This window comes from Streptomyces sp. NBC_00683 (assembly GCF_036226745.1).
In the GTDB taxonomy this organism is placed as follows: domain Bacteria; phylum Actinomycetota; class Actinomycetes; order Streptomycetales; family Streptomycetaceae; genus Streptomyces.
Genome location: NZ_CP109013.1, coordinates 7252640 through 7273058, shown reverse-complemented (window position 1 = coordinate 7273058; position 20419 = coordinate 7252640). Strand labels below are relative to the sequence as shown.

At 69.8% G+C, this 20419-nt stretch carries 20 protein-coding genes and 1 riboswitch; of the genes, 6 read left to right on the top strand and 14 right to left on the bottom strand.

What is annotated here, in order from left to right:
• Positions 1-141: 141 nt before the first annotated feature.
• Positions 142-1185: an EamA family transporter gene (locus OG257_RS32390; RefSeq protein ID WP_329213154.1), complete on the bottom strand. Its 1044-nt coding sequence runs from the start codon at positions 1183-1185 to the stop codon at positions 142-144.
• A 67-nt stretch (positions 1186-1252) separates the two neighbouring features.
• The gene (locus tag OG257_RS32385) at positions 1253-1783 is read right to left on the bottom strand and encodes a Clp protease N-terminal domain-containing protein (protein ID WP_329213152.1); all 531 of its coding nucleotides are present in this window, start codon (positions 1781-1783) and stop codon (positions 1253-1255) included.
• Between the two features lie 248 nt (positions 1784-2031).
• Between OG257_RS32385 and OG257_RS32380 the strand changes: the two genes are divergently transcribed.
• On the top strand, positions 2032-2235 hold the full coding sequence (locus OG257_RS32380) for a hypothetical protein (RefSeq protein ID WP_329213150.1): 204 nt from the start codon (positions 2032-2034) through the stop codon (positions 2233-2235).
• Positions 2236-2316: 81 nt separating this feature from the next.
• Here OG257_RS32380 and OG257_RS32375 read toward each other — a convergent pair whose 3' ends face one another.
• Complete coding sequence (locus OG257_RS32375; RefSeq protein WP_329213148.1) at positions 2317-2943, bottom strand: PadR family transcriptional regulator; 627 nt, start codon at positions 2941-2943, stop codon at positions 2317-2319.
• Between the two features lie 245 nt (positions 2944-3188).
• Between OG257_RS32375 and OG257_RS32370 the strand changes: the two genes are divergently transcribed.
• The gene (locus tag OG257_RS32370) at positions 3189-4010 is read left to right on the top strand and encodes a PhzF family phenazine biosynthesis protein (RefSeq protein ID WP_329213146.1); all 822 of its coding nucleotides are present in this window, start codon (positions 3189-3191) and stop codon (positions 4008-4010) included.
• Positions 4011-4053: 43 nt separating this feature from the next.
• Here the strand turns inward: OG257_RS32370 and OG257_RS32365 are convergent, their stop codons facing one another.
• Positions 4054-4833, bottom strand: a complete 780-nt coding sequence (locus tag OG257_RS32365) for a CPBP family intramembrane glutamic endopeptidase (protein WP_329213144.1) — start codon at positions 4831-4833, stop codon at positions 4054-4056.
• Between the two features lie 183 nt (positions 4834-5016).
• On the opposite strand from OG257_RS32365, the gene OG257_RS32360 reads away from it, so the two are divergent.
• Positions 5017-6804, top strand: a complete 1788-nt coding sequence (locus OG257_RS32360; RefSeq protein ID WP_329213142.1) for a substrate-binding and VWA domain-containing protein — start codon at positions 5017-5019, stop codon at positions 6802-6804.
• A gap of 77 nt (positions 6805-6881) precedes the next feature.
• Here OG257_RS32360 and OG257_RS32355 read toward each other — a convergent pair whose 3' ends face one another.
• A complete protein-coding gene (locus OG257_RS32355) occupies positions 6882-8387 on the bottom strand; it encodes a glutamate--cysteine ligase (protein ID WP_329213141.1) in 1506 nt (501 codons plus the stop codon).
• Positions 8388-8876: 489 nt separating this feature from the next.
• Between OG257_RS32355 and OG257_RS32350 the strand changes: the two genes are divergently transcribed.
• Positions 8877-9482: a hypothetical protein gene (locus OG257_RS32350; protein WP_329213139.1), complete on the top strand. Its 606-nt coding sequence runs from the start codon at positions 8877-8879 to the stop codon at positions 9480-9482.
• A gap of 287 nt (positions 9483-9769) precedes the next feature.
• Complete coding sequence (locus OG257_RS32345) at positions 9770-9976, top strand: DUF5999 family protein (protein WP_329213137.1); 207 nt, start codon at positions 9770-9772, stop codon at positions 9974-9976.
• Between the two features lie 70 nt (positions 9977-10046).
• Here OG257_RS32345 and gcvP read toward each other — a convergent pair whose 3' ends face one another.
• Entirely contained in the window at positions 10047-12932 is a 2886-nt protein-coding gene (gene gcvP, locus OG257_RS32340) for an aminomethyl-transferring glycine dehydrogenase (protein ID WP_329213135.1), read from the bottom strand.
• 191 nt (positions 12933-13123) lie between these two features.
• A riboswitch (glycine riboswitch) is annotated at positions 13124-13219 on the bottom strand.
• A 133-nt stretch (positions 13220-13352) separates the two neighbouring features.
• On the opposite strand from gcvP, the gene OG257_RS32335 reads away from it, so the two are divergent.
• A complete protein-coding gene (locus OG257_RS32335; protein WP_329215465.1) occupies positions 13353-13724 on the top strand; it encodes a PRC-barrel domain-containing protein in 372 nt (123 codons plus the stop codon).
• Here the strand turns inward: OG257_RS32335 and OG257_RS32330 are convergent.
• The 8 genes from OG257_RS32330 to OG257_RS32295 form a co-directional block, all read right to left on the bottom strand.
• The gene (locus OG257_RS32330) at positions 13646-15100 is read right to left on the bottom strand and encodes a DNA polymerase IV (RefSeq protein ID WP_329213134.1); all 1455 of its coding nucleotides are present in this window, start codon (positions 15098-15100) and stop codon (positions 13646-13648) included. The genes OG257_RS32335 and OG257_RS32330 overlap by 79 nt on opposite strands.
• 75 nt (positions 15101-15175) lie before the next feature.
• Positions 15176-15793, bottom strand: coding sequence for a MerR family transcriptional regulator (locus tag OG257_RS32325; RefSeq protein ID WP_329213132.1), 618 nt, complete (start codon positions 15791-15793; stop codon positions 15176-15178).
• A gap of 167 nt (positions 15794-15960) precedes the next feature.
• Entirely contained in the window at positions 15961-16434 is a 474-nt protein-coding gene (locus OG257_RS32320) for a bifunctional nuclease family protein (RefSeq protein ID WP_006123076.1), read from the bottom strand.
• A 53-nt stretch (positions 16435-16487) separates the two neighbouring features.
• A complete protein-coding gene (gene ftsR / locus OG257_RS32315; protein WP_329213130.1) occupies positions 16488-17231 on the bottom strand; it encodes a transcriptional regulator FtsR in 744 nt (247 codons plus the stop codon).
• 42 nt (positions 17232-17273) lie between these two features.
• A complete protein-coding gene (locus OG257_RS32310; protein WP_329215463.1) occupies positions 17274-18200 on the bottom strand; it encodes an FHA domain-containing protein in 927 nt (308 codons plus the stop codon).
• 61 nt (positions 18201-18261) lie between these two features.
• Entirely contained in the window at positions 18262-19083 is an 822-nt protein-coding gene (locus OG257_RS32305) for a DUF881 domain-containing protein (RefSeq protein ID WP_329213128.1), read from the bottom strand.
• Between the two features lie 5 nt (positions 19084-19088).
• Positions 19089-19421, bottom strand: coding sequence for a small basic family protein (locus OG257_RS32300; RefSeq protein ID WP_003970459.1), 333 nt, complete (start codon positions 19419-19421; stop codon positions 19089-19091).
• A complete protein-coding gene (locus OG257_RS32295) occupies positions 19418-20338 on the bottom strand; it encodes a DUF881 domain-containing protein (protein ID WP_329213126.1) in 921 nt (306 codons plus the stop codon). Before OG257_RS32295 ends, OG257_RS32300 begins: the two co-directional genes overlap by 4 nt.
• Between the last annotated feature and the right edge of the window lie 81 nt (positions 20339-20419).

Below are 20419 nucleotides of genomic sequence, written 5' to 3'. Positions count from 1 at the left end.
AGAGGGGGTGGTGGTCGCTCGGCTCCGCACGCGGGCAGCGACGAACCGCTCGGGGACTGCCCGAGCCCGGTCTTCGTCAGGAGTGGCCGCGCGCGCTAGGCGACAGGCGGCGGAAGTACGGTCAGGTGCATGATCGCCACCCTACGGCGAGGTCCGGTGCCCGGACAACTCACCCTCCGCGACAGCGGGGCCGCCGCCGCCCGCCCCGTCCGAGCCCTGCACCCCGGCGCCGGACGCCACCGGCCCGGACGGCGGTCTGGGGGCGGCGGACTGCGCGATGAAGGCCCCGATCAGCACCACACCGCCGCCGACGAGCTGGGGCGCGGAGAGGTGCTCGCCGAGGAGCACCCAGGCCAGCACGGTCGCGATGACCGCCTCCAGGCAGGCGACGACACCGGCGACCTGCGGTGAGAGCAGCCGCACCGACACCACACCGGTGACGTAGGCGAGCACGGTCGCGAGCAGCACGATCCAGCCCAGCAGCAGCCACGCGGGAACTGCGTTCCCGTTCATCTCGGCGCTCCCGCCCAGAGCCGCCCAGTTCATCCCCCAGGGCCTGGCCACGACGGTGAGCACCGCGGCCCCGACCAGCAGTCCGTACGCGATCACGCCGAACGGATGCGGCGGACCGGCTTCGGCGGCGCCGTGGCTTCCCTGGCCCGGGCTGCCCTGATCGGACAGGACGAAGTAGCCCACCTGACAGCACGCCGCTCCGAGCGCGAGCAGCAGGCCCACGGCGTCGAAGCTCAGTCCGGCCCACACCTCGACGACACAGGCGAGTCCGCCGACCGCCAGGACCACCCCGGCCGCGGCGGCCCGGGTGACGGGCCTGCGCTGCACGAAACGCACCCAGCCGAGAACCAGCGCGGGCGCCAGATACTCGACGAGGAGAGCGACACCGACAGGGATGCGGGAGATCGCGGCGAAGTAGAAGGCCTGTACGCCCGCGACGGCGAAGAGCCCGAAACCGGCCAGCAGCGCCGGCCTTTCACGCACCAGGTTCCGGTGCCGCCAGGCGACGGGCAGCATGACGAGCGCGGCACCCGCCACGCGTAGCCACACCACGTGCAGCGGGTCGAGCCCCGCCTCGATCAGCGGCTTGGCCGCCACCCCTGAACCACCGAATGCGAGCGCCGAGGCCAAGGCCAGGCCCAGACCGGCGCTTCTCCCCTGAGACGCGTGCATCGGCACATCATGGCAGCCCGCGTCAGCAGCGTCACCCTCGTCACGCCTGACGGTGGAGTGTCCATGATCACCCCGGCCGGGAAACCTCGGCCAGCCGGTCCGCCGTACGCCCGGCAAGCCACGCGGTCTCCACGCCGGCCCGCTCCAGCACCTCGACGGCGCGGCACTCCGGGTCCCCGACCAGTGCGGCAAGAATGTCGAGTCCACCGGCGCAGGACTCCCCGCGCAGAACCGCACCCCGCTCGGCCCGGTCCATCGCCGCGACGGCCGAGGGTGACCACCCGTCGGCCCCCGGCTCGTCCACCGCCGCCGGAGCACCCGAGCGCTCCAGCGTTCCCTGCCAGCGGAGCCCGTAGCCGATGCTGCGCTGCACGAGATAGCCGAGGACCCTGGCCAGCTGGGGTCCACCGTCGAAAACCCCACGGACCTCGGGGTCGGATTCGATGAGCGAGTGCAGCAGATGAGCTGTGTCTATGTGACGGTCGCCGTCACGCAGGGCCCGCCGGCGCGCACCGGTCACCACCGACGCCAGTTCAGCTGTGAATCCGGCGTGGTGCGGTGCGGGCTGTTCGGGTATCGATGGTGTCCGGTTGTGCACACAACCCACCCCATCAGTCCCGGAACACGGCGGCATCCCCGGTACGGCCCATCTGCGCATCCCACCGAGGGCGGGCACCGGAGGAGTTCCTCATCCTTGCGGATGAGATCCCGCCATTACGGGGCACCGATCCGCCGAAAGAGCGCGCGCCGCCTTGCGCAGCGCTCCCGGCGCAACCGGCGACGCGCTGGATACGTCCCTCAGGCCACACCGATCTGACGACGCCGATGGGAGGAGGGGTCCCTTTCGTGTCCTGGCTCGTCGCTCTGCCGGCCGTCGACGGACGGCAGTACGTCTATCGCGTCCACGCCCCTGCCGACGCACTGCCCGCCGACCTCTTCTGGGCGGCGTTCCACTGCCACGACGACGGCCCGCACCCCCGCGCTTCGGACCGGTTCGACGCGGCGGCGATCTGGCGGACGGGGCCGGCGGAACTCATCACCCGGCCGTGATGCGGGCATCCGCACACGACGTACGCCGCAAGGGCCCCGCGGAACGGGGACCTTGCGGCGTACGGTCGCGCACCCCACGGGTCAGTGGTCGTCGTCGGCAAGGATCAGGTAGAGCTTCTTACGGGCATCGTTGATCACCGTGAGCGCCTTCTGGCGCTGATCGGCGGAGCCGGTCTTCCAGACCTGCCCGAACGCCTCCATCAGGCCGAACCCGGCCTGGCGGATCTCGTTCACACCCTCCCAGTCGACTCCACGCCCGACTTCCTCCCACGGCGCCTCGGGACCGGTCTCGGCCTCGGTGCGGCCTGCCTCGGTGAGGGTGAACAGCTTCTTGCCGCCCTCGCTCGCGCTGACGATCAGGCCCTCGTCCTCCAGCAGTTGAAGGGTGGGGTAGACGGAGCCGGGGCTGGGCCGCCAGGCCCCTCCGCTGCGCTCGCCGATCTCCTGGATCATCTCGTAACCGTGCATCGAACGGTCCTTGAGCAGCGCCAGGATCGACGCACGCACATCACCGCGCCGCGCCCTTCCCCTGCCACCGCCCCGGCCGCGTCCGCCGCCACCGAACGGGCCGCCGCCGAACGGGCCGCCACCGAAGGGCGGGCCGAACGACCCGAAGGCTGCCCGCCTCCCCTCGTAGTCGCCCCGACCTTGATGACCGGGCCCGCAGTGCCCATGTCCGTGCTCATGCTCGTGTCCATGTGAACGCATCGCTACGCTCCTTCCATCGTTGATCTGTCGCGATACTCAAACGATATATCGGAACCGATCGCTTGACAACCCACGCGCCATGTCTCGACGGACGGACCGGGCCGGCCTGCGCAGGACGGGGCCGGGCAGGACGGGGCTGGGCAGGACCCGGGGGGCAGGGCAGCAGAACCGGACCGGCCGGAGCAGGGCCGCCGACCGGCAATTGGCCTTGGACCGTGCGTACCCGCCCGCCTACCGTCAGCGTCATGAGGATCCGCATCGTCGACGCGTTCACCGACCGCCCCTTCGCCGGCAACCCCGCCGGAGTCCTGATCCTGGAATCCGGCCCCTTCCCCGATCCCGGCCGGCTTCAGCAGATCGCCGCCGAGGTCAACCTCTCCGAGACGGCGTTCGCCCACCCCCTGCCGCCCGGCGGCGATGCCGACTGGGCCCTGCGCTGGTTCACCCCGGCCACCGAGGTGGATATGTGCGGGCACGCCACACTCGCCACCGCGCACGTCCTGCACACCACGGGAACGGCGAGCGGAACGGTGCGCTTCTCGACCCGCTGCGGAATCCTGCGCGCCACCACCCACGCGGACGGCACTCTCACGCTGGACTTCCCGACGGCTCCGCTGACACCCGTCGCCGCCCCGCCCGGCCTGGCGAAGGCGCTGGGAGCCGATCCCGTCTCCGTCCACGACACGGGACCGCACGTGGGCGACCTGGTGATCGAGCTCGCCGACGAGGCCGCCGTACGCGCGCTCTCGCCGGACTTCGCCGGACTGGTCGCCCACTCCCGGCGCGGCATCATCGCCACGGCCGCGGCCGCGGACCCTTCGCTCGGCTACGACTTCGTGTCGCGCGGCTTCTTCCCCGGTGTCGGCATCGACGAGGATCCGGTGACCGGCAGCGCCCACACCGCCCTGGCCCCGTTCTGGTCGGCACGCCTCGGGCGCGAGGACCTCACCGGCCTGCAGGCCTCCGCCCGTTCCGGCCTGGTCCGCACCTGGCTGCGCGGAGACCGCACCCTGCTGACCGGCAGCGCCGTCACCGTCATCGACGGGGAACTGCTGGCCGCACTCTGACGCCGGCCGGGGTGCACGGATCCGTGCACCCCGGCCCCTTCGTTCACGGCGTCGGCAGCCAGCCCACCTTCCCCGCGAGCAGCGCGTATCCCACGAACGCCCCGATATCGAGCAGGGCATGCGCGACCACCAGCGGACCGACGCGGCCCCAGCGCCGGTAGAGCAGCACGAAGACGACGCCCATGACCATGTTCCCGATGAAGCCGCCGATCCCCTGGTACAGGTGGTACGAGCCGCGCAGTACGGAGCTCGCCATCAGTGCGGCCATCGGCGTCCAGCCCAACTGCCCGAGCCTGCGCAGCAGATAGCCGACGACGATGACTTCCTCCAGAACGGAGTTCTGCACCGCGGAGAGAATCAGGACGGGGAACTTCCACCACACGTCGGGCAGTGATTCGGGGACCACCGTCAGGTTGAATCCGCCCGCCCGGGCCACCAGGTAGAACGCCAGCCCCGCACTGCCGATCCCCGCCGCGACCAAGGTGCCGCGCCCGAGGTCGAACCAGGGCCTGGTCCGGTCGAAACCGAGGACACGCAGACCGGTGCCCTCACGGGTCAGGAAGTGGGCCACCAGCACGACGGGCACCAGGGCCGTTGCGATTCCGAACAATTGCCAGGCAAGATCCAGCCATGGCCGCCCGGGGGCGTACGAACCGTTCAGCGTCGCTGCCTGATCCTTCAAACCCCCCGGTTTCGTCAACGATCCAACAAAACTGATCAGGGCAGACACCCCGCTGGCCCCCAGCGAGAGGGCCAGCACCAGCACCGTCTCCGACCGCAGGATCCGCCGCGAAACGGCCTCTTGAGGAGTGAATTCAGCCACGCGCCCCGCCTCCACCAGTACACCTGCCTTCAGTTCTGCAATCACGTCTCATGCCGCCCACTGTCCCGCTAAGGTCTCGAATGCAGGTACGAAGATCATGCGTGACAGGCCGGGGGACAATCACCATTGCCGATGGTGCGGTCCCCCTTTTTCCTTGTTCATCCTCAAGGAGGCACCACCGACATGGGACGTCACAGCTTGCCCGACGGCTACCCGGCGGAGGGTCACCGGGACACCCCTTCCCCGCGCCGCCGTCGCTCCGTCGCCGTCGCCACGGTGCTCGTGCTCGCTGTGGCAGCGGGAACGGCTGTCGCGGCAGAGGGCGGCCTGCTGTCGTTCTCGGACTCCTGCAAGGACTCGGCGGTACGCCTGACCGTGGTCGCCTCCCCGGACATCGCCCCTGCCGTCCGGACCGTCGCCGCCAGGGTGAGCAAGGAACCGGCGCGAGCCGGCGGCCAGTGCCTCCATGTCACCGTCGTCGCCCGCGATTCCTACAAGGTCGCGAACGCGCTCGCCGCAGGATCGGGGGATCCCGGCTACCAGGTCTGGCTGCCGGACTCCGACCTCTGGCTGGACCGCGCGAAGGGCACGGGCAACGGCATCCCGGTCTCCCCGGGCGACTCCGTGGCCACCTCGCCCGTGACCGTCGGCATGGTGCGTTCGGCGTCCGAGGCACTGGGCTGGCCCGAGAAGACATACTCCTGGGCCGAGTTGACCGCTTCGGCCATGGGGTCGGACAAGGTCCGTCTGGGGATTGCCGATCCGGCACGCAGCGCCACCGGTCTGCTTGCTCTCAGCAGCATCGGAGCATCGCCCGGCGCACCGGGCGGGGACCACGACACCGAGGTCGCCGCCACAGCCAAGGCCCTGGCGCAGCGGATGTCCGACAGCGATACGCAGATGCTCGAGGCGCTGGCACAGGACGCCTCGGGAGCCGAGTTCGGAAATCCGGAGCACAATCAGGCGGTTCTGGTCTCCGAGCAGGCGGCGTTCACCCACAACACGAGTTCGCCGAGTGCGGGCAGGCTCGAACTCTTCTACCCGGCGGACGGCACCCCGCTCCTCAACTATCCGTACGCCCTGGTCAACAGCGCCGAGCTGACCAGCGACGAGAGCAGAGCCGCCCTCCGCTTCATGAGACTGCTCGACGACGACGGAGCCCACACCGTCCTGGAGAAGAACGGCTTCCGCACCACCGACGGCACCGCCGAGCCTGCGATGGTCGAGTCCGCGGGCGGCAGAACTCCTCAGCCGTTCGCCACCCCTGCCGCCGTTCCGCCCTCCGCCGATGCGCTCCAGGAGACCCTCGGCATGTGGACGATCACGGTGCAGAGCGCCCGGCTGACCACGGTCGTCGACGCCTCCGGCTCCATGGCCGTCACGGTGCCGGGGCGCGACCGGTCACGGATGGACGTCACCAAGGCCTCGTTGATCCAGGCGCTGGGACAGTTCACGCCCGACGACGAGATCGGTCTGTGGGTGTTCGCTACGACCCTCGACGGGGACAAGGACTACCGCGAGGTGATGCCCACGCGGAGGCTCGGCGACCCGGCGAAGGGCGGCGGTACGCACCGGGAGAAGCTCTCGGCGGCCTTCCAAGCGCTGGAGCCCGTGCCGAACGGCGCGACGGGTCTGTACGACACCACGCTGGCCTCGTACAAGGAGGCGCAGGCGACGTACGTGAGGGGCAAGTTCAACGCCCTGGTTCTCCTCACCGACGGTTCGAACCAGGACGACCACGGCATCGCCAGGAGCGCCCTGATCGACCAGCTGAAGAAGGTCTCGGACCCGGAGAGGCCGGTTCCGATCATCGCGATCGCGGTGGGCCCGGACGCCGACCGCGCGGAGATGGCGGAGATCGCCGAGGTCACCGGCGGAGGCGGCTACGAGGTCAGCGACCCCGCCGAGATCCAGGGCGTCATCCTGCAGGCCATCATGACGGCCGGGCAGAGCGGTCGCGGAGCCCGGTAGCAGCCTCCGCCGGGCCGCCCGCCCGCCGTGCGCCGGGCGCGGCCCCCGCCCGGCCGGAATTCCGCCGTCTCCCGCCCTCAGGGGGCGGGAAAACCGACCGGCCAGGTGTGCACCGGCTCGCCCGCCTGCATCAGCTCCCCGTAGCGCCGGGTGGTGGCAGCCAGCGCGGCCTCGCGTTCGAGGCCTGCCTCCAGCGCCCGGTGGTACGTGTCGACCTGCCAGGACGCCCCGTTCACCCGGAGCCTGCAGCGCTCCTCGATGACGCCGAGGTAGCGGTCGCGGTCCGCGGGCTCGATGTTCCAGGCGTCGAGCCCTGCGGCGGCGAGGGGCAGCAGCTCGTCCCGCACCAGCTGGACCGCGGGCACTTTCGCGACACCGCCCGAACGGCCCGGACGGGGCCAGAGCAGCTCCGCGTCGATTCCGTGGCGGCAGGCGGCGTCGAAGTTCTCGGCGGCCGCCTCGAAGGGCAGCCGGGTCCACACCGGCCGGGACTCGTCGGCCAGCGCGCGCACCAGGCCGTAGTAGAAGGCGGCGTTGGCGATCACATCGGTGACCGTCGGGCCGGCGGGCAGGACCCTGTTCTCCACCCTGAGGTGGGGGATGCCGTCGGCGAGGCCGTACACCGGCCGGTTCCATCGGTAGACCGTGCCGTTGTGCAGTACGAGCTCGGCCAGCGTGGGAACGCCGCCCTCGTCGAGCACGCGCAGGGGTTCCTCGTCGTCACAGATCGGCAGCAGCGGCGGGAAGTAGCGCAGATTCTCCTCGAAGAGTTCGTGGGCGGAGCTGATCCAGCGCTCCCCGAACCAGGTCCTCGGGCGGACCCCCTGATTCGTCAGCTCGGGTGGTCGCACGTCTGTGGCCTGCAGGAACAGAGGTGGCCTCGACTCCCGCCACAGCTCCTTGCCGAACAGGAAGGGGGCGTTCGCCCCGAGTGCGATCTGGACGGACGCGATGGCCTGGGCGGCGTTCCACACGTCCGCGAAACGGGCCGGCGTCACCTGCAGATGGAGCTGGACCGAGGTGCACGCCGACTCGGGCGCGATGGAGGCGGAGGTGGCGACCAGGCGTTCGACACCCTCGATATCGAGGGCGAAATCCTCGCCGCGCGCCGCAGCCATTTGATCGTTGAGAAGCGTGTAGCGGTCCACGTCCGACAGATTGGCCGAGACCACGTCGTGACGGCCCAGAGTCGGCAGGATTCCGATCATCATGATCCCGGCATCGACCTCGGCAGCCTTCCTGTGGGCATATGCAAGTCCGGTACGGAGCTCCTCGGCGAGCTGATCGAAAACCCGTCCGCTCAGCCGGTGCGGAAGAATATTTACTTCCAGGTTGAACATCCCGAGTTCGGTCTGGAAATCCCGGCTGGCGATCCGCTGGAGCACCTCCGCATTCCGCATCCTCGGCATACCGTCGGAGCCCGCCAGATTGAGTTCGATCTCCAGACCCATGAGATTTCTGGGACGATCGAACCTCCCCTCCGACAGGAGCCTCTCCAGCCCCTCCAGGCACTGGGAGAGCTTTTTCCGGTACGCCTGCCGATCGGACAGGTCAAAGGCGCCCGCCACGACCTTCTCGCCCATCGAAGGGTCCCTCCTCGAGTGGGCGGCCCGCGGCCCAGGCCGCTCGCATCACGATCGATAATGCCCAGACGGGGTGATCTATAACGCCCCGATGTCCACGGGTACCCGCTAGTCTGGCGACAGAAGCCGGAGGCACATTCCTTCGGCATGCGGCCAATGCACCGCCGCCGGCGGATACGTGGTAGAAACACCGATGGGTTTCAGCCTACCGCTGAGTCGGAAGAAAACCTGGCAGGGGGCATCCGGGGCCTGCCGAACCAACACGAACTCCGCATTTCAAAGGCTCGATCCCACCTTGCGTGCAATATGTGGGACAGCTAGACGAAACACCGTGTGAACACTTGTCGTATAAACTCTGCGAACGAGGCAGAGAGTTGACGCACCGGCCCGTCCGCCCGTCACCGGCCTTCCTCTGGCCCCGCACGCCGACAGCGCCGTCTGCACACCCGCCCACGCATCACCGTGTCTCCAAGTGAGAGGCGACCCACTATGCCGCTGCATGTTTCTCCGGCCCCAGCGCCCGCACTGCGCAGCGTTCTCGCGGCACTCGGTTCTCCTACCGCAGTCCGCGAGGCCCACACGCCCGCTCTCCGGTCCGTCCAGGGATCGCTGAGCCCCGAACTGCCCCTTCCGGTCCACGTACTGGACCGGATCGTCCCGGACGACTCCACGCCCCGCACCCGCCTGGCCGGCTGGCGCTTCCTGATCCGCAGCGGCGAGCGCGCCGTGGCCGCCGCGGACACCATGCTCACCGCCGACGGCTGGACCTTCTCCCACTTCTTCGAGGGGCCGTACATCGTCTCGACCGAACTCGCCGTACGGCAGGCGGATTCGGCGGCAGCGCACTACCAGCCGCGCCTGCTGTCCGTGCCGGAGCTCTACATGCTCACCCTGTGGCTGCACGCAGACACCGAAGCGGATGCCGGAGGAGGCACGCTCGCCCCGACGGACGTGCTGGTGCCCCTCGCGCCCGCGCCTCCCGGCATCACGGCCCACCGACCGCATCGCGTCTCCGATCTGCTTCCGGTCATGACGATGCGTGTCACCCCGGCTCCGCTTCCCGGCCTGCCCGGTCTCCTCGGGTCGCCCGCCTGATCCTCGAACACCATGCGCCCCCGTCGTGCACCACGGCGGGGGCGCATCCGTACCCGTCCGGACTAGCCCCTTCAGGCCACCCCGAACCACCCGAAGGGACAGTGAAGTTGCGTTGAACCGTCCGGCCGGGTGATGCGTCATGAGAGGAGAAGAGCAGCTGCTGCGAAATCCCTGCGGAACGACGCCCGTAGGGCAACACTGGGACCGGACCGACTGATACGGGGGCGGCCATGAACACATCGTCAAGCCGCAGGACACTCGACTCAACGCAGCGAAAGAACCCATCCATGTGCCAGCACCAGCCACCCTGCCCGACCGCAGACTCCAACGACCGGGAAGCCGCGCGCCTGACGGCCCATCACCCGGAACAGGGCTGGAGCCTGCTGTGCAACGGCGTCCTGCTCTTCGAGGACACCGGTGAGCTGCTCCCGGACGGGCAGATCATCGCCCCGCACCGGTCGCTGAAGACCGGCCAGGTGATGAAGGCCGCCTGACCGCGGCCGGAGAAACACGGGGGCCGGCCCGGAGAAGTCTCCGCACCGGCCCCGACGGGTGTCCGCGTTCCTACTGGTCGTACTCGTCCAGCGGCGGGCAGGAGCAGACCAGATTGCGGTCGCCGAAGGCACCGTCGATCCGGCGCACCGGCGGCCAGTACTTGTCCGAAGGCGTGACGCCGGCCGGGAAGACGGCCTCTTCGCGGCTGTAGGCGTGTGTCCACTCGCCACCGAGCGCAGCCGCCGTGTGCGGGGCGTTGCCCAGCGGGTTGTCCTCCGCGCTCCACGCGCCGGATGCGACCTTCTCGATCTCACCGCGAATGGCGATCATCGTGTCGCAGAACCGGTCGAGCTCCGCGAGGTCCTCGCTCTCGGTGGGCTCGATCATCAGCGTCCCGGCCACCGGGAACGACATCGTCGGCGAGTGGAAGCCGTAGTCGATCAGCCGCTTGGCGACGTCGTCGATGCTGACGCCGGTCGCCTTGGAGATCGGGCGCAGATCCACGATGCACTCGTGTGCGACCAGACCGGCCGGGCCGTTGTACAGGATCGGGAAGTGCGGTTCCAGACGCTTGGCGATGTAGTTGGCCGCGAGTACGGCGACCTGCGTCGCACGCTTCAGTCCCTCGCCGCCCATCAGGCGCACGTACGCCCAGGAGATGGGCAGGATTCCGGCCGAGCCCCACGGGGCCGCCGAGATCGGGCCGACGCCGGTCTCCGGGCCCGCGGCGGGCTGCAGCGGGTGGTTGGGAAGGTACGGCGCCAGGTGCGCGCGGACACCGACCGGGCCGACGCCCGGGCCACCGCCGCCGTGCGGGATGCAGAAGGTCTTGTGCAGGTTCAGGTGCGAGACGTCGCCGCCGAACTTGCCCGGCTTGGCGAGGCCCACCAGCGCGTTGAGGTTGGCGCCGTCGACGTACACCTGACCGCCCGCGTCGTGCACCTCGCCGCAGATCGCGGCGACGTGCTCCTCGAAGACACCGTGCGTGGACGGGTAGGTGATCATGAGGACCGCGAGTTCGTCACGGTGCTTCTCGATCTTGGCGCGGAGGTCGTCGATGTCGACCTCGCCGTCGTCGGCGGTCTTCACGACGACGACCTTCATGCCCGCCATCACGGCGCTCGCGGCGTTGGTGCCGTGTGCGGAGGACGGGATGAGGCAGACGGTACGCCCCTCGTCGCCGTTGGCCCGGTGGTAGGCGCGCACGGCCAGAAGGCCGGCGAACTCACCCTGGGAGCCGGCGTTGGGCTGGATGGAGACGGCGTCGTAGCCGGTGACCTCGGCGAGGCGCTCCTCCAGCTCGCGGATGAGGGTGAGGAAGCCCTGTGCCTGCTCGGCCGGCGCGAAGGGGTGCAGCGCACCGAATTCGGGCCAGGTGATCGACTCCATCTCGGCCGTGGCGTTGAGCTTCATGGTGCAGGAGCCGAGCGGGATCATGCCGCGGTCCAGCGCGTAGTCGCGGTCGGCGAGCTTGCGCAGGTAGCGCAGCATCGCCGTCTCGGAACGGTGCTGGTGGAAGACCGGGTGCGCGAGGACGGTGTCGGTGCGCAGCAGGTTGTCGGGTAGCGCGTCGGCGGCGGCGTCGTCGAGGGCCTCGATGTCACCGCCCGCTCCGAAAGCGGCCCAGACGGCCGCGATCTGCGCACGGGTGGTGGTCTCGTCGCAGGCGATGGAGACGTGGTCGGCGTCGACGAGCCGCAGGTTCACTCCGCGCTCGCGAGCACCGGCGACCACACCGGCAGCCCCGCCGGGAACGCTCACCGTGAGCGTGTCGAAGTACGCGCCGTGCACCACGTCGATACCGGCGGCGCGCAGGCCGTCGGCCAGGATCGTGGCGTACCTGTGGGTGCGCCGCGCGATCGTGCGCAGACCGTCGGGGCCGTGGTAGACGGCGTACATCCCCGCCATGACGGCGAGCAGTACCTGCGCGGTACAGATGTTGCTGGTGGCCTTCTCCCGGCGGATGTGCTGCTCGCGGGTCTGGAGTGCGAGGCGGTACGCCTTGTTGCCGTCGGCGTCGACGGAGACGCCCACGAGACGGCCGGGCAGGCTGCGCGCGAACTTCTCGCGGACGGCCATGAAGCCGGCGTGCGGTCCGCCGAAGCCCATCGGGACACCGAAGCGCTGCGTGGTTCCGACGGCCACGTCCGCGCCCAGCTCGCCGGGCGAGGTGAGCAGGGTCAGGGCCAGCAGATCGGCTGCGACGGTGACGATCGCACCGAGCTCGTGCGCGCGGTCGATGACGGGCTTGATGTCACGGACCGCTCCGGAGGCGCCCGGGTACTGCAGCAGGACGCCGAAGACGCCGCGCTCGGCGACGTCGGCCGGAATTCCGTCGGTGAGGTCGGCGACGACCACCTCGACGCCGGTCGGCTCGGCGCGGGTCCGGATCACGGCGACGGTCTGCGGCAGGGTGTCGGCGTCGACCAGGAAGACGCCGTTCCTGACCTTGCCGACGCGCCGTGCGAGCGCCATGGCCTCGGCGGCCGCCGTGCCCTCGTCGAGGAGGGAGGCGCCGGAGGTGGGCAGACCGGTCAGGTCGGCCACCATCGTCTGGAAGTTCAGCAGGGCCTCGAGCCGCCCCTGGGAGATCTCGGGCTGGTAGGGCGTGTACGCCGTGTACCAGGCGGGGTTCTCCATGACGTTGCGCAGGATCACCGGCGGGGTGAACGTGCCGTAGTAGCCGAGCCCGATCATCGGTGCGAGCACCTGATTGCGGTCGGCGAGGCGTCGCAGCTCGGCCAGGACCTCGGCCTCGGTACGGGCAGCCGGAAGGTCCAGCGCCTCGGCGCTCTTGATCACGTCGGGCACGGCAGCGTCGGTGAGCTCGTCGAGGGAGCCGTATCCGACCTGGGCGAGCATCTTGGCCTGGGCCTCGGCATCGGGCCCGATGTGGCGCTGCTCGAAGGGAATGCCCTGCTCCAGCTGGGAGAGCGGAGTGCGACGGGGGGTCATGATGGAGGCCTCCTGGTCTCACGACCTGCGAGGGGCACCACGGCGTGGCTGCCCGAACGGCCTCCCCATCTGTCATCTCGACCTGAGAGCTTCACCGGCACGCCCTGAGGCCTACCGGCTTTCACCGTCGGTGAGGATGGGGCCCGCCACGGCACGTGCCGTACGGATCCCGTCCTGCTTTCCAGAGTGACCTCGTCCGTGCGGTACGGGGGCCTGAGAGATTCCGGGGAGGAGTTGCTCCTTCGGCGCCTCCGGATTTCTCCGGAGGACTCTCCCGCACAGGGTCAGCAGCCGTGTTCCAGCCTACCAGCGGGCCGGCGCGGGCCGTCTCGAGTGGCCGAAGGCCCGGTTCTGGCCTTTCGTAGAGCCTGTGGAGCAGTTGCGACCACCCTGACCGCAGTGCGACCAGTGGGAGGCACCGTGCAGACCGACATCGATCCGCGCAGCCTGATCGGCCGCAAGGCCTACGACCGCCAAGGCTCCAAGATCGGAACGGTGGACGAGGTCTATCTCGACGATGCCACCGGTGTACCCGAGTGGGCGGCCGTGCGCACCGGGCTCTTCACCCGGGACGCCTTCGTCCCGCTGGAACCGAGCGAATTCGTCGACGGCACCCTGGTGATCCCCTTCGACCGCGCCCTGATCAAGGACGCCCCCGATTTCGGTGTAGGCCGGCATCTCTCCCCCGAGCAGGAGCTGCAGCTCTACCGTCACTACGGGCTGGACTCCGCCTCGCCGGGCGGTACGGGGCCCGACAGGGACTTCGGCAGGCTGGCCGGCCACGAGGAGTAGTCCACGGGGTCCCGCACCAGGGGAAGCGGGTCGGCCGGCTGGAGCTGCGGATCGTCGACACGGAACGTGCGCACCCGGCCCGGCCGCTCCCCCGGTTCCTCGAACCGGACCGTGACACGGCCGACACCGCTGCCCTGCACCCAGCCGTGGCCGTGGACGTCGTGCCGTACGTCGTGGCCTGCGGGCCACCTCCGGCCTGCGAGCCGGTCCGCCTGCTCCTCGGCCGCCTCCTCCGCCGTGACCGGCTCGTCGGGGGCACCGTCCGCCCCGTCCTCCGACTCGTCCGACACCGCCTGCAGTGCGTCGGCGGCCTGCGCGAAGAGATCCTCCTGGGTGAAGTCGGCGAGCCCCGTGACGCCCACTCCGAGGAGCCGTACGCCCCCGGTGGTGTCAACGGCCTCCAGCAACCGCGCCGCGGCTTCCCTGACGACCGTGGGGTCGTCGGTGGGGCCGCGCAGGGTCTCGGAGCGGGTGAGCGTGGAGAAGTCGTACCGGCGCACCTTGAGCACGACGGTCCGCCCCGACCTCCCCGCGCCCCGCAGGCGCTCCACGCACCGCCCGGCCAGCCTCTCCACCTCCGTCCTGACCCGGACCCGGTCGTGCAGGTCCACGTCGAAGGTGTCCTCGACCGATACGGACTTCGCGTCCCGTTCCGCGACGACGGGCCGGTCGTCGTGCCCGAGTGCCATGCGGTGCAGCGCGACGCCGTGCGCCTTGCCCAGCAGGCGGACGAGCTCGGCCTCCCCCGCCTCGGCCAGGTCCTGGACCACCGTCATCCCCGCACGCCGCAGATGGTCCCCGGTGGCGGGCCCGACGCCCGGCAGGATCCGCACGGACATGGGTGCGAGCAGTTCGCGCTCCGTACCCGGCTCGATGAGCAGGAGACCGTCCGGCTTCGCCTCCTCCGAGGCGATCTTGGCCAGCATCTTGGAGCCGGCCAGACCGACCGAACCGCTGAGTCCCGTGACGCCTCTGATGACCGTGCGCAGCTGCTCACCGATCGCACGGGCCGATGCCGCGTCATCGGCGACCCCACCGGCTTCCAGGTCGACGAAGGCCTCGTCCAGGCTGAGCGGCTCGACGAGCGGCGACAGCCGCCCCAGGAGCTCCATCACCTGGTCGCTCACCGTCCGGTAGAGGGCGAATCGCGGCACCAGATAGGCGGCGTTGGGTGCCAGCCGTCTCGCCTGCCCCATGGGCATCGCCGAATGCACACCGAGGCGCCGGGCCTCGTACGACGCGGTGGCCACCACCCCGCGCATCCCCAGTCCGCCCACCACCACCGGTTTGCCGCGCAGGCTGGGCTTCGCCGCCTGCTCGGCAGAGGCGTAGAAGGCATCCATGTCCAGATGCAGGATGGTGGGAGCGGATCTCACATCAACCGATGCTGCCCTATGCCACTGACAACGGGCCTGCTCCGCGCCCGTGCGGCGCGGAGCAGGCCCGGTGGCTCAGCCCGCGCGGTTGCGCCGCCGGGCCAGTTCGTCCGCGGGGTTGTTGCCGATCAGCGTCTCCCCCGTGTCGACCCGCTCGCCGTGGAGCTGGGACAGGGTCGCGTCCACATCGCGCCAGACGACGCCCACGGCGATTCCGAACACTCCCTGGCCCCCCTGGAGCAGATCCACGACCTCGTCGGGCGAGGAGCACTCGTAGACCGTCGCCCCGTCGCTCATCAGGGTCATCCGCTCAAGATCCGTGAATCCGCGGGCCCTCAGGTGCTGGACCGTGGTGCGGATGTTCTGCAGCGCGACACCTGTGTCGAGGAACCGCTTCACGATCTTGAGGAGAACCACGTCCCGGAAACTGTAGAGGCGCTGCGTTCCCGATCCGTACGCCGGACGCACGCTCGGCTCCACCAGGCCCGTACGGGCCCAGTAGTCGAGCTGTCGGTAGGTGATACCGGCCGCCGCGCACGCCGTCGGCCCCCGGTAGCCGATGTCACCTGCCACTACCGCACCGTCCGCTGCCACCGCCGCCGGCTGAACCGGCTGTCTGATGGTGTGGTCGGCCGCACTGCTGTGCTGCCGGTACGGCCCACCCGCAGCCGTACCGTCGCCGCTGCTTCTCACGCCGACCTCCGTCCTTGACCTGCCATCTCGAAGGTAGGCAGTCACCAGGGGTGCGTCAACGATCGCCACACTCGGCACGCCGAGTGATAATCACCCTGAGGGTGGTTTCCCGTGTCTCATTTCCGGGAACGGCTTGTCGGATGCGCTGACGGCACCGCGCGGGACGGTCACTGACTGTTCGTACCGAAGTCCTCCGGCGAGATCTGGTCGAGGAACTCACGGAACTTCTCGACCTCGTCCTCCTGCTCGTCCGGGATGGCGATCCCGGCGTCGTCCAGCACACCGTCACTGCCGTAGATCGGCGTTCCGGTGCGCAGGGCGAGCGCTATGGCGTCGGACGGCCGCGCGCTCACCTCGACTCCGCTGGCGAAGACCAGCTCCGCGTAGAAAACCCCTTCTCTGAGGTCCGTGATCCGGACCTCGGTGAGCTCCTGGCCGACGGCCTCGAGCACATCCTTGAAGAGATCATGGGTCAGCGGCCTGGCCGGAGCCATGCCCTGCTGGGCGAAGGCGATCGCGGTCGCTTCCCCAGGGCCGATCCAAATGGGGAGGTACCGGTCGCCTCCCACTTCACGCAGGAGCACGATCGGTTGGTTGGAGGGCATTTCCACCCGGACACCCACAACGTCGAGCTCGTTCACACAGCAACCCTAGGACGTGCCCGCCATGTTTGGATAGTCGGGCTCCGCCGCGGTCAGTGGAACCGGACCTTGAGCGCGGTCTGCACGAAGGCCGCGTGGAGCCGTACGGACAGCTCCGCGAGCTCTCTCGCGGTGGCCTCCGCATGGGCCCTGGTCTGCGGATTCCGGTGGCGGCGCAGGGGCGCGACCACCTGCTCGACCAGTCCTGCCTCACGGTCCGCGGCGGCCCTGACCGCCCGCAGATGCCGAGGTTCCAGACCGAATCGCCCCAGATCCGCCACAAGTCTCGCGACGGTCACCGCCTCGGCGTCGTAGCTTCCCTCGGGCGAGGCTGTGATCAGCCCGTAGGATTCCCACTCGACGAGCTGGTCCTCACTGACGTCGGCGGCGGCAAGAAGCTCGGAGCGCCCGATCCGGGCGGCTGTGGCCCGGCCGGGGTCCGGCTCCCAGCGACCGTCCACGAGCTCGCCCTGTCCGCCGCCGGACGGCAGCGTGGCCTGCTCACCGCGGGCGAGGGCGTCGAGGTGCTCACGGATGACCTTGAGCGGCAGGTAGTGGTCCCGCTGCATGCGCAGCACCTGGGCCAGCCGCTCGACGTCGGCCCGGCTGAACTTTCGATACCCGGAGGGCGTCCGCTGCGGCTCGATCAGCCCCTCGGCCTCCAGGAAGCGGATCTTGGAGATCGTCACTTCGGGAAACTCGTCGCGCAGCTCCAGAAGCACCGTACCGATGCTCATGGCGCGCTCGTCCGCTGCGGCGGTGCCGTGGCCGGCACCGCCTGTCGGTGTTCGCAGCATGAACCTTCCTGGGGGTCCTTCCGGACGCAGTCCGGGGGAGGGTCAGACGCCCCGCTGGCTCGCGTAGAAGACCAGCCGGTACTTGCCGATCTGAACTTCGTCGCCGTTGGACAGCAGGACGGAATCGATGCGCTCACGGTTGACGTAGGTGCCGTTGAGGCTGCCGACGTCGCCCACGGTGAAACTACCGTCCGGGCTCCTGCGGAACTCCACATGGCGCCGCGACACGGTCACGTCGTCGAGGAAGATGTCGCTCTGCGGGTGACGGCCCGCAGTGGTCAGCTCGCCGTCCAGCAGGAAGCGGCTGCCGGAGTTCGGACCGCGGCGCACCACCAGGAGCGCGGATCCCGCGGGCAACGCGTCGACGGCTGCCTGTGCCTCCGGCGAGAGGGAGGGAACGGCCGTCTGTCCCGTCACCTCGGCCTCGTACGCCTCGATACCGGAGATCGAGATCGTCGAGGTCGTCTCGGAGGCACGCTCGGGCACTCCGCCCCGCAACGGCGCACCGCAGTTGGAACAGAAACGGCTGGCCTCGCCATTGCGATGCCCGCACCTCGTACAGACCGGCATGGAGGAGCCCTCCGGGGCGGGGGTGAACCCTCCACCCGTACTTGAGGTTGATGGTTCCCCGAAACCTATGCGTCCGGCACCGGCAGGGTCAACAGACGACGCGCCGGAGGCACCCCGCTGATCTCCCGGCGAACCCGGCACCTCATCGCGGAAGAGCGGGCGCTCCGAGCCCTGCTCCTCGGCGCCCTGACCCTGGCGCGGAGCGCGGTGGCGAGCAGAGCCGCTGTCCTCGCGTGCGCTCTTTCCGAACAACTTCGCAAACAACTTCACGGGCGTTTCCCCTTGACCGAAATAGACCCGCCCGTGGGGCAGGACGAACCCTGAATGAACACACCTGCCGACCCGGACATCCTCACAACGTCCGTATCCACCCGACAGTTTCCACCACGCGCCACCGATCCGATGCGCCGACCCCCCGCAACCCCGTGCCTGTGTCCTGCGGGCCGCGTGCGCCAAGGCCTCACTGGGGCGACGACCGAGCGTAGTCAGGCAGCTTCGCCGGTCGCAAGGCGTCGACGACGATCTCCTCGGCCTGCGCCACCTCAGCCGTGGCCTGCTCCTTCTCGAGCGTCTGCACCACTCCGCCGGGGATGTTCAGCGCCGGCTCGAGGTCCTGCGGTTTGCCGATCACCTTGAACTCGTACGGAGAGCGGATCCTGCGGCCGTCCACCCTCAAGTCTCCCCCGTCGCCGGAGAAGTAGGTATTGGCCACCACCCGCACGCCGTTGATCTCGATCGCCTCGGCACCGGCCGCCCGCAGCTCCTGGATGGCGTCGAGGAGCATGTCCGGTTCGACCGCACCGCTCGGGTCGTTGATGGTGAGGGTGATGCCGGGTCCCTTGGCCGCGACCGTACCCGCGAGGATGCCGAGCTGCCGCTCCTTCTCGAGCGTCTGCTTGCGGGCCTCCTCCGCCTGGTCGGAGCTGTTCTCCAGTTCCGTGCGCTGGTCGTCGAGGCGCTGCTTCTCGTCCTCGAGCCGCTGGGTCCGGTTGTCGAGCTCGTCGAGGATGCGGACCAGGTCCTCCTGGCGGGCACCGCGCAACGCGCTGTTGTCACTGTTCGACCTGACCTGGATCGCCAGCCCCAGCCCGAGCACGAACAGCAGGAGGGCCACGATGAGTTGGGCCCTGCTCACCCTGGGCGGCCAGAGGCCCGCCAGCAGCCGCCGGCGCCCGGAGGACTCCTCGGGCGGGTCGGCGCCGGTCTCGGGCGCCTGCGCGGGGACCTCCGCAGGCAGCTCGCCGGCGGGTCCCTCGTTGCGCGGATTCTCGTCGTTGCTCATCGGCCTCAAGCCCGGAAGACGTGCCGGCGGATCGCCGCGGCATTGGAGAAGATGCGGATGCCGAGCACGACGACCACACCGGTGGAGAGCTGGGCGCCCACACCCAACTTGTCGCCGAGGAACACGATCAGTGCGGCCACGACGACGTTCGAGAGGAACGACACGACGAAGACCTTGTCCACGAAGATCCCGTCGAGCATGGCACGCAGACCTCCGAAGACGGCGTCGAGCGCGGCCACGACGGCGATCGGCAGGTAGGGCTCGACCACCGCCGGCACTTCGGGCCGGACCAACAGTCCGACCACGACTCCCACGACGAGGCCCAGTACGGCGATCACGATGTGCCCTTCCCTGTTTCTGCCGCACCACTGCGCGTGTCTGCGGCCTGAGGCTCTGCTGTGCGTACGATCAGGCTCGGCGCGGCCGGAAGGCGCACCTGCTCCTGCTCGGAGATGCTGGTGCGGATGTCGAAGCTCTCGTGCAGCGCCTGCAGATACAGGCCGTCCGCGCTGTCCTGGAAGGCGTCGGCGAGTTTCTTGCCGTCCCCCACCGCCAGCACCGTGTAGGGCGGTACCAGCGGCCTGTTGTCGACCAGTATGGCGTCGCCCGCCGCGCGGATCGCCGAGAGGGAGGTCAACCGCTGCCCGTTGATGGCGATCGCCTCGGCCCCGGACTGCCAGAGGCCGTTGACCACGCGCTGCATGTCGCGGTCGCGCACCCGCCCGGTGTCGGCGAAGCCGGTCGACTCACGCGGTCCGCCGCCGCCCTGGTCGGTGTCCTTGGCGTCGTCGACGACGAGTTTGATGCCGGGCCCTTCGACCGCGGTCGCTCCGGAGAGCAGCGCCACCAGCCCGCCCTTGGCCCCGCCGTGCTGTTCGAGCGCCTTGCGCTGCCGTTCGCCGACGTCCTTGCGCAGTTCGTCGACATCCTCCTGCAACGCGTCCGCCGCGGCGGTCTCCGCGTTGACACGGTCGATGAGCTCTTCGCGCTCCTTCGCCACGACCGGCGCCGCGACCTGAGCCTCGGCGGCACCGAGCGTCACGACGAGAGCCGCCACCACGAGACCTGCCGCGAGGCCAAGCTTCGACTTGAGCGTGCGGGGCATCCCCGCACTCCCGTCGGCCTTGCGGCGCGCGGCAGCCTCGGCATATCCCTCGTCGAGGCTGTGGTCCATCACGTTGGTCAGCAGCGACATGGACGCGTCGGGGCGGGGACGCGGCGGGGTGCTACTCCGATCGGGGGGCGGCTGCGACATGCCGCACATCGTCGCACGTCATGACTGCTGCCGCCGAATGGCCCCACCGGTGGCCCGGAAGCCGCTGCACAACGGCGTCCG

What these genes read in the sequence shown, in the direction of transcription:
- ftsR (WP_329213130.1), bottom strand. Translation starts at nt 17,231, where the DNA reads ATGCTGCGAACACCGACAGGCGGTGCCGGCCACGGCACCGCCGCAGCG.
- gcvP (WP_329213135.1), bottom strand. Translation starts at nt 12,932, where the DNA reads ATGACCCCCCGTCGCACTCCGCTCTCCCAGCTGGAGCAGGGCATTCCC.
- OG257_RS32295 (WP_329213126.1), bottom strand. Translation starts at nt 20,338, where the DNA reads ATGTCGCAGCCGCCCCCCGATCGGAGTAGCACCCCGCCGCGTCCCCGC.
- OG257_RS32355 (WP_329213141.1), bottom strand. Translation starts at nt 8,387, where the DNA reads ATGGGCGAGAAGGTCGTGGCGGGCGCCTTTGACCTGTCCGATCGGCAG.
- OG257_RS32370 (WP_329213146.1), top strand. Translation starts at nt 3,189, where the DNA reads ATGAGGATCCGCATCGTCGACGCGTTCACCGACCGCCCCTTCGCCGGC.
- OG257_RS32305 (WP_329213128.1), bottom strand. Translation starts at nt 19,083, where the DNA reads ATGAGCAACGACGAGAATCCGCGCAACGAGGGACCCGCCGGCGAGCTG.
- OG257_RS32345 (WP_329213137.1), top strand. Translation starts at nt 9,770, where the DNA reads ATGTGCCAGCACCAGCCACCCTGCCCGACCGCAGACTCCAACGACCGG.
- OG257_RS32360 (WP_329213142.1), top strand. Translation starts at nt 5,017, where the DNA reads ATGGGACGTCACAGCTTGCCCGACGGCTACCCGGCGGAGGGTCACCGG.
- OG257_RS32375 (WP_329213148.1), bottom strand. Translation starts at nt 2,943, where the DNA reads ATGCGTTCACATGGACACGAGCATGAGCACGGACATGGGCACTGCGGG.
- OG257_RS32390 (WP_329213154.1), bottom strand. Translation starts at nt 1,185, where the DNA reads ATGCACGCGTCTCAGGGGAGAAGCGCCGGTCTGGGCCTGGCCTTGGCC.
- OG257_RS32350 (WP_329213139.1), top strand. Translation starts at nt 8,877, where the DNA reads ATGCCGCTGCATGTTTCTCCGGCCCCAGCGCCCGCACTGCGCAGCGTT.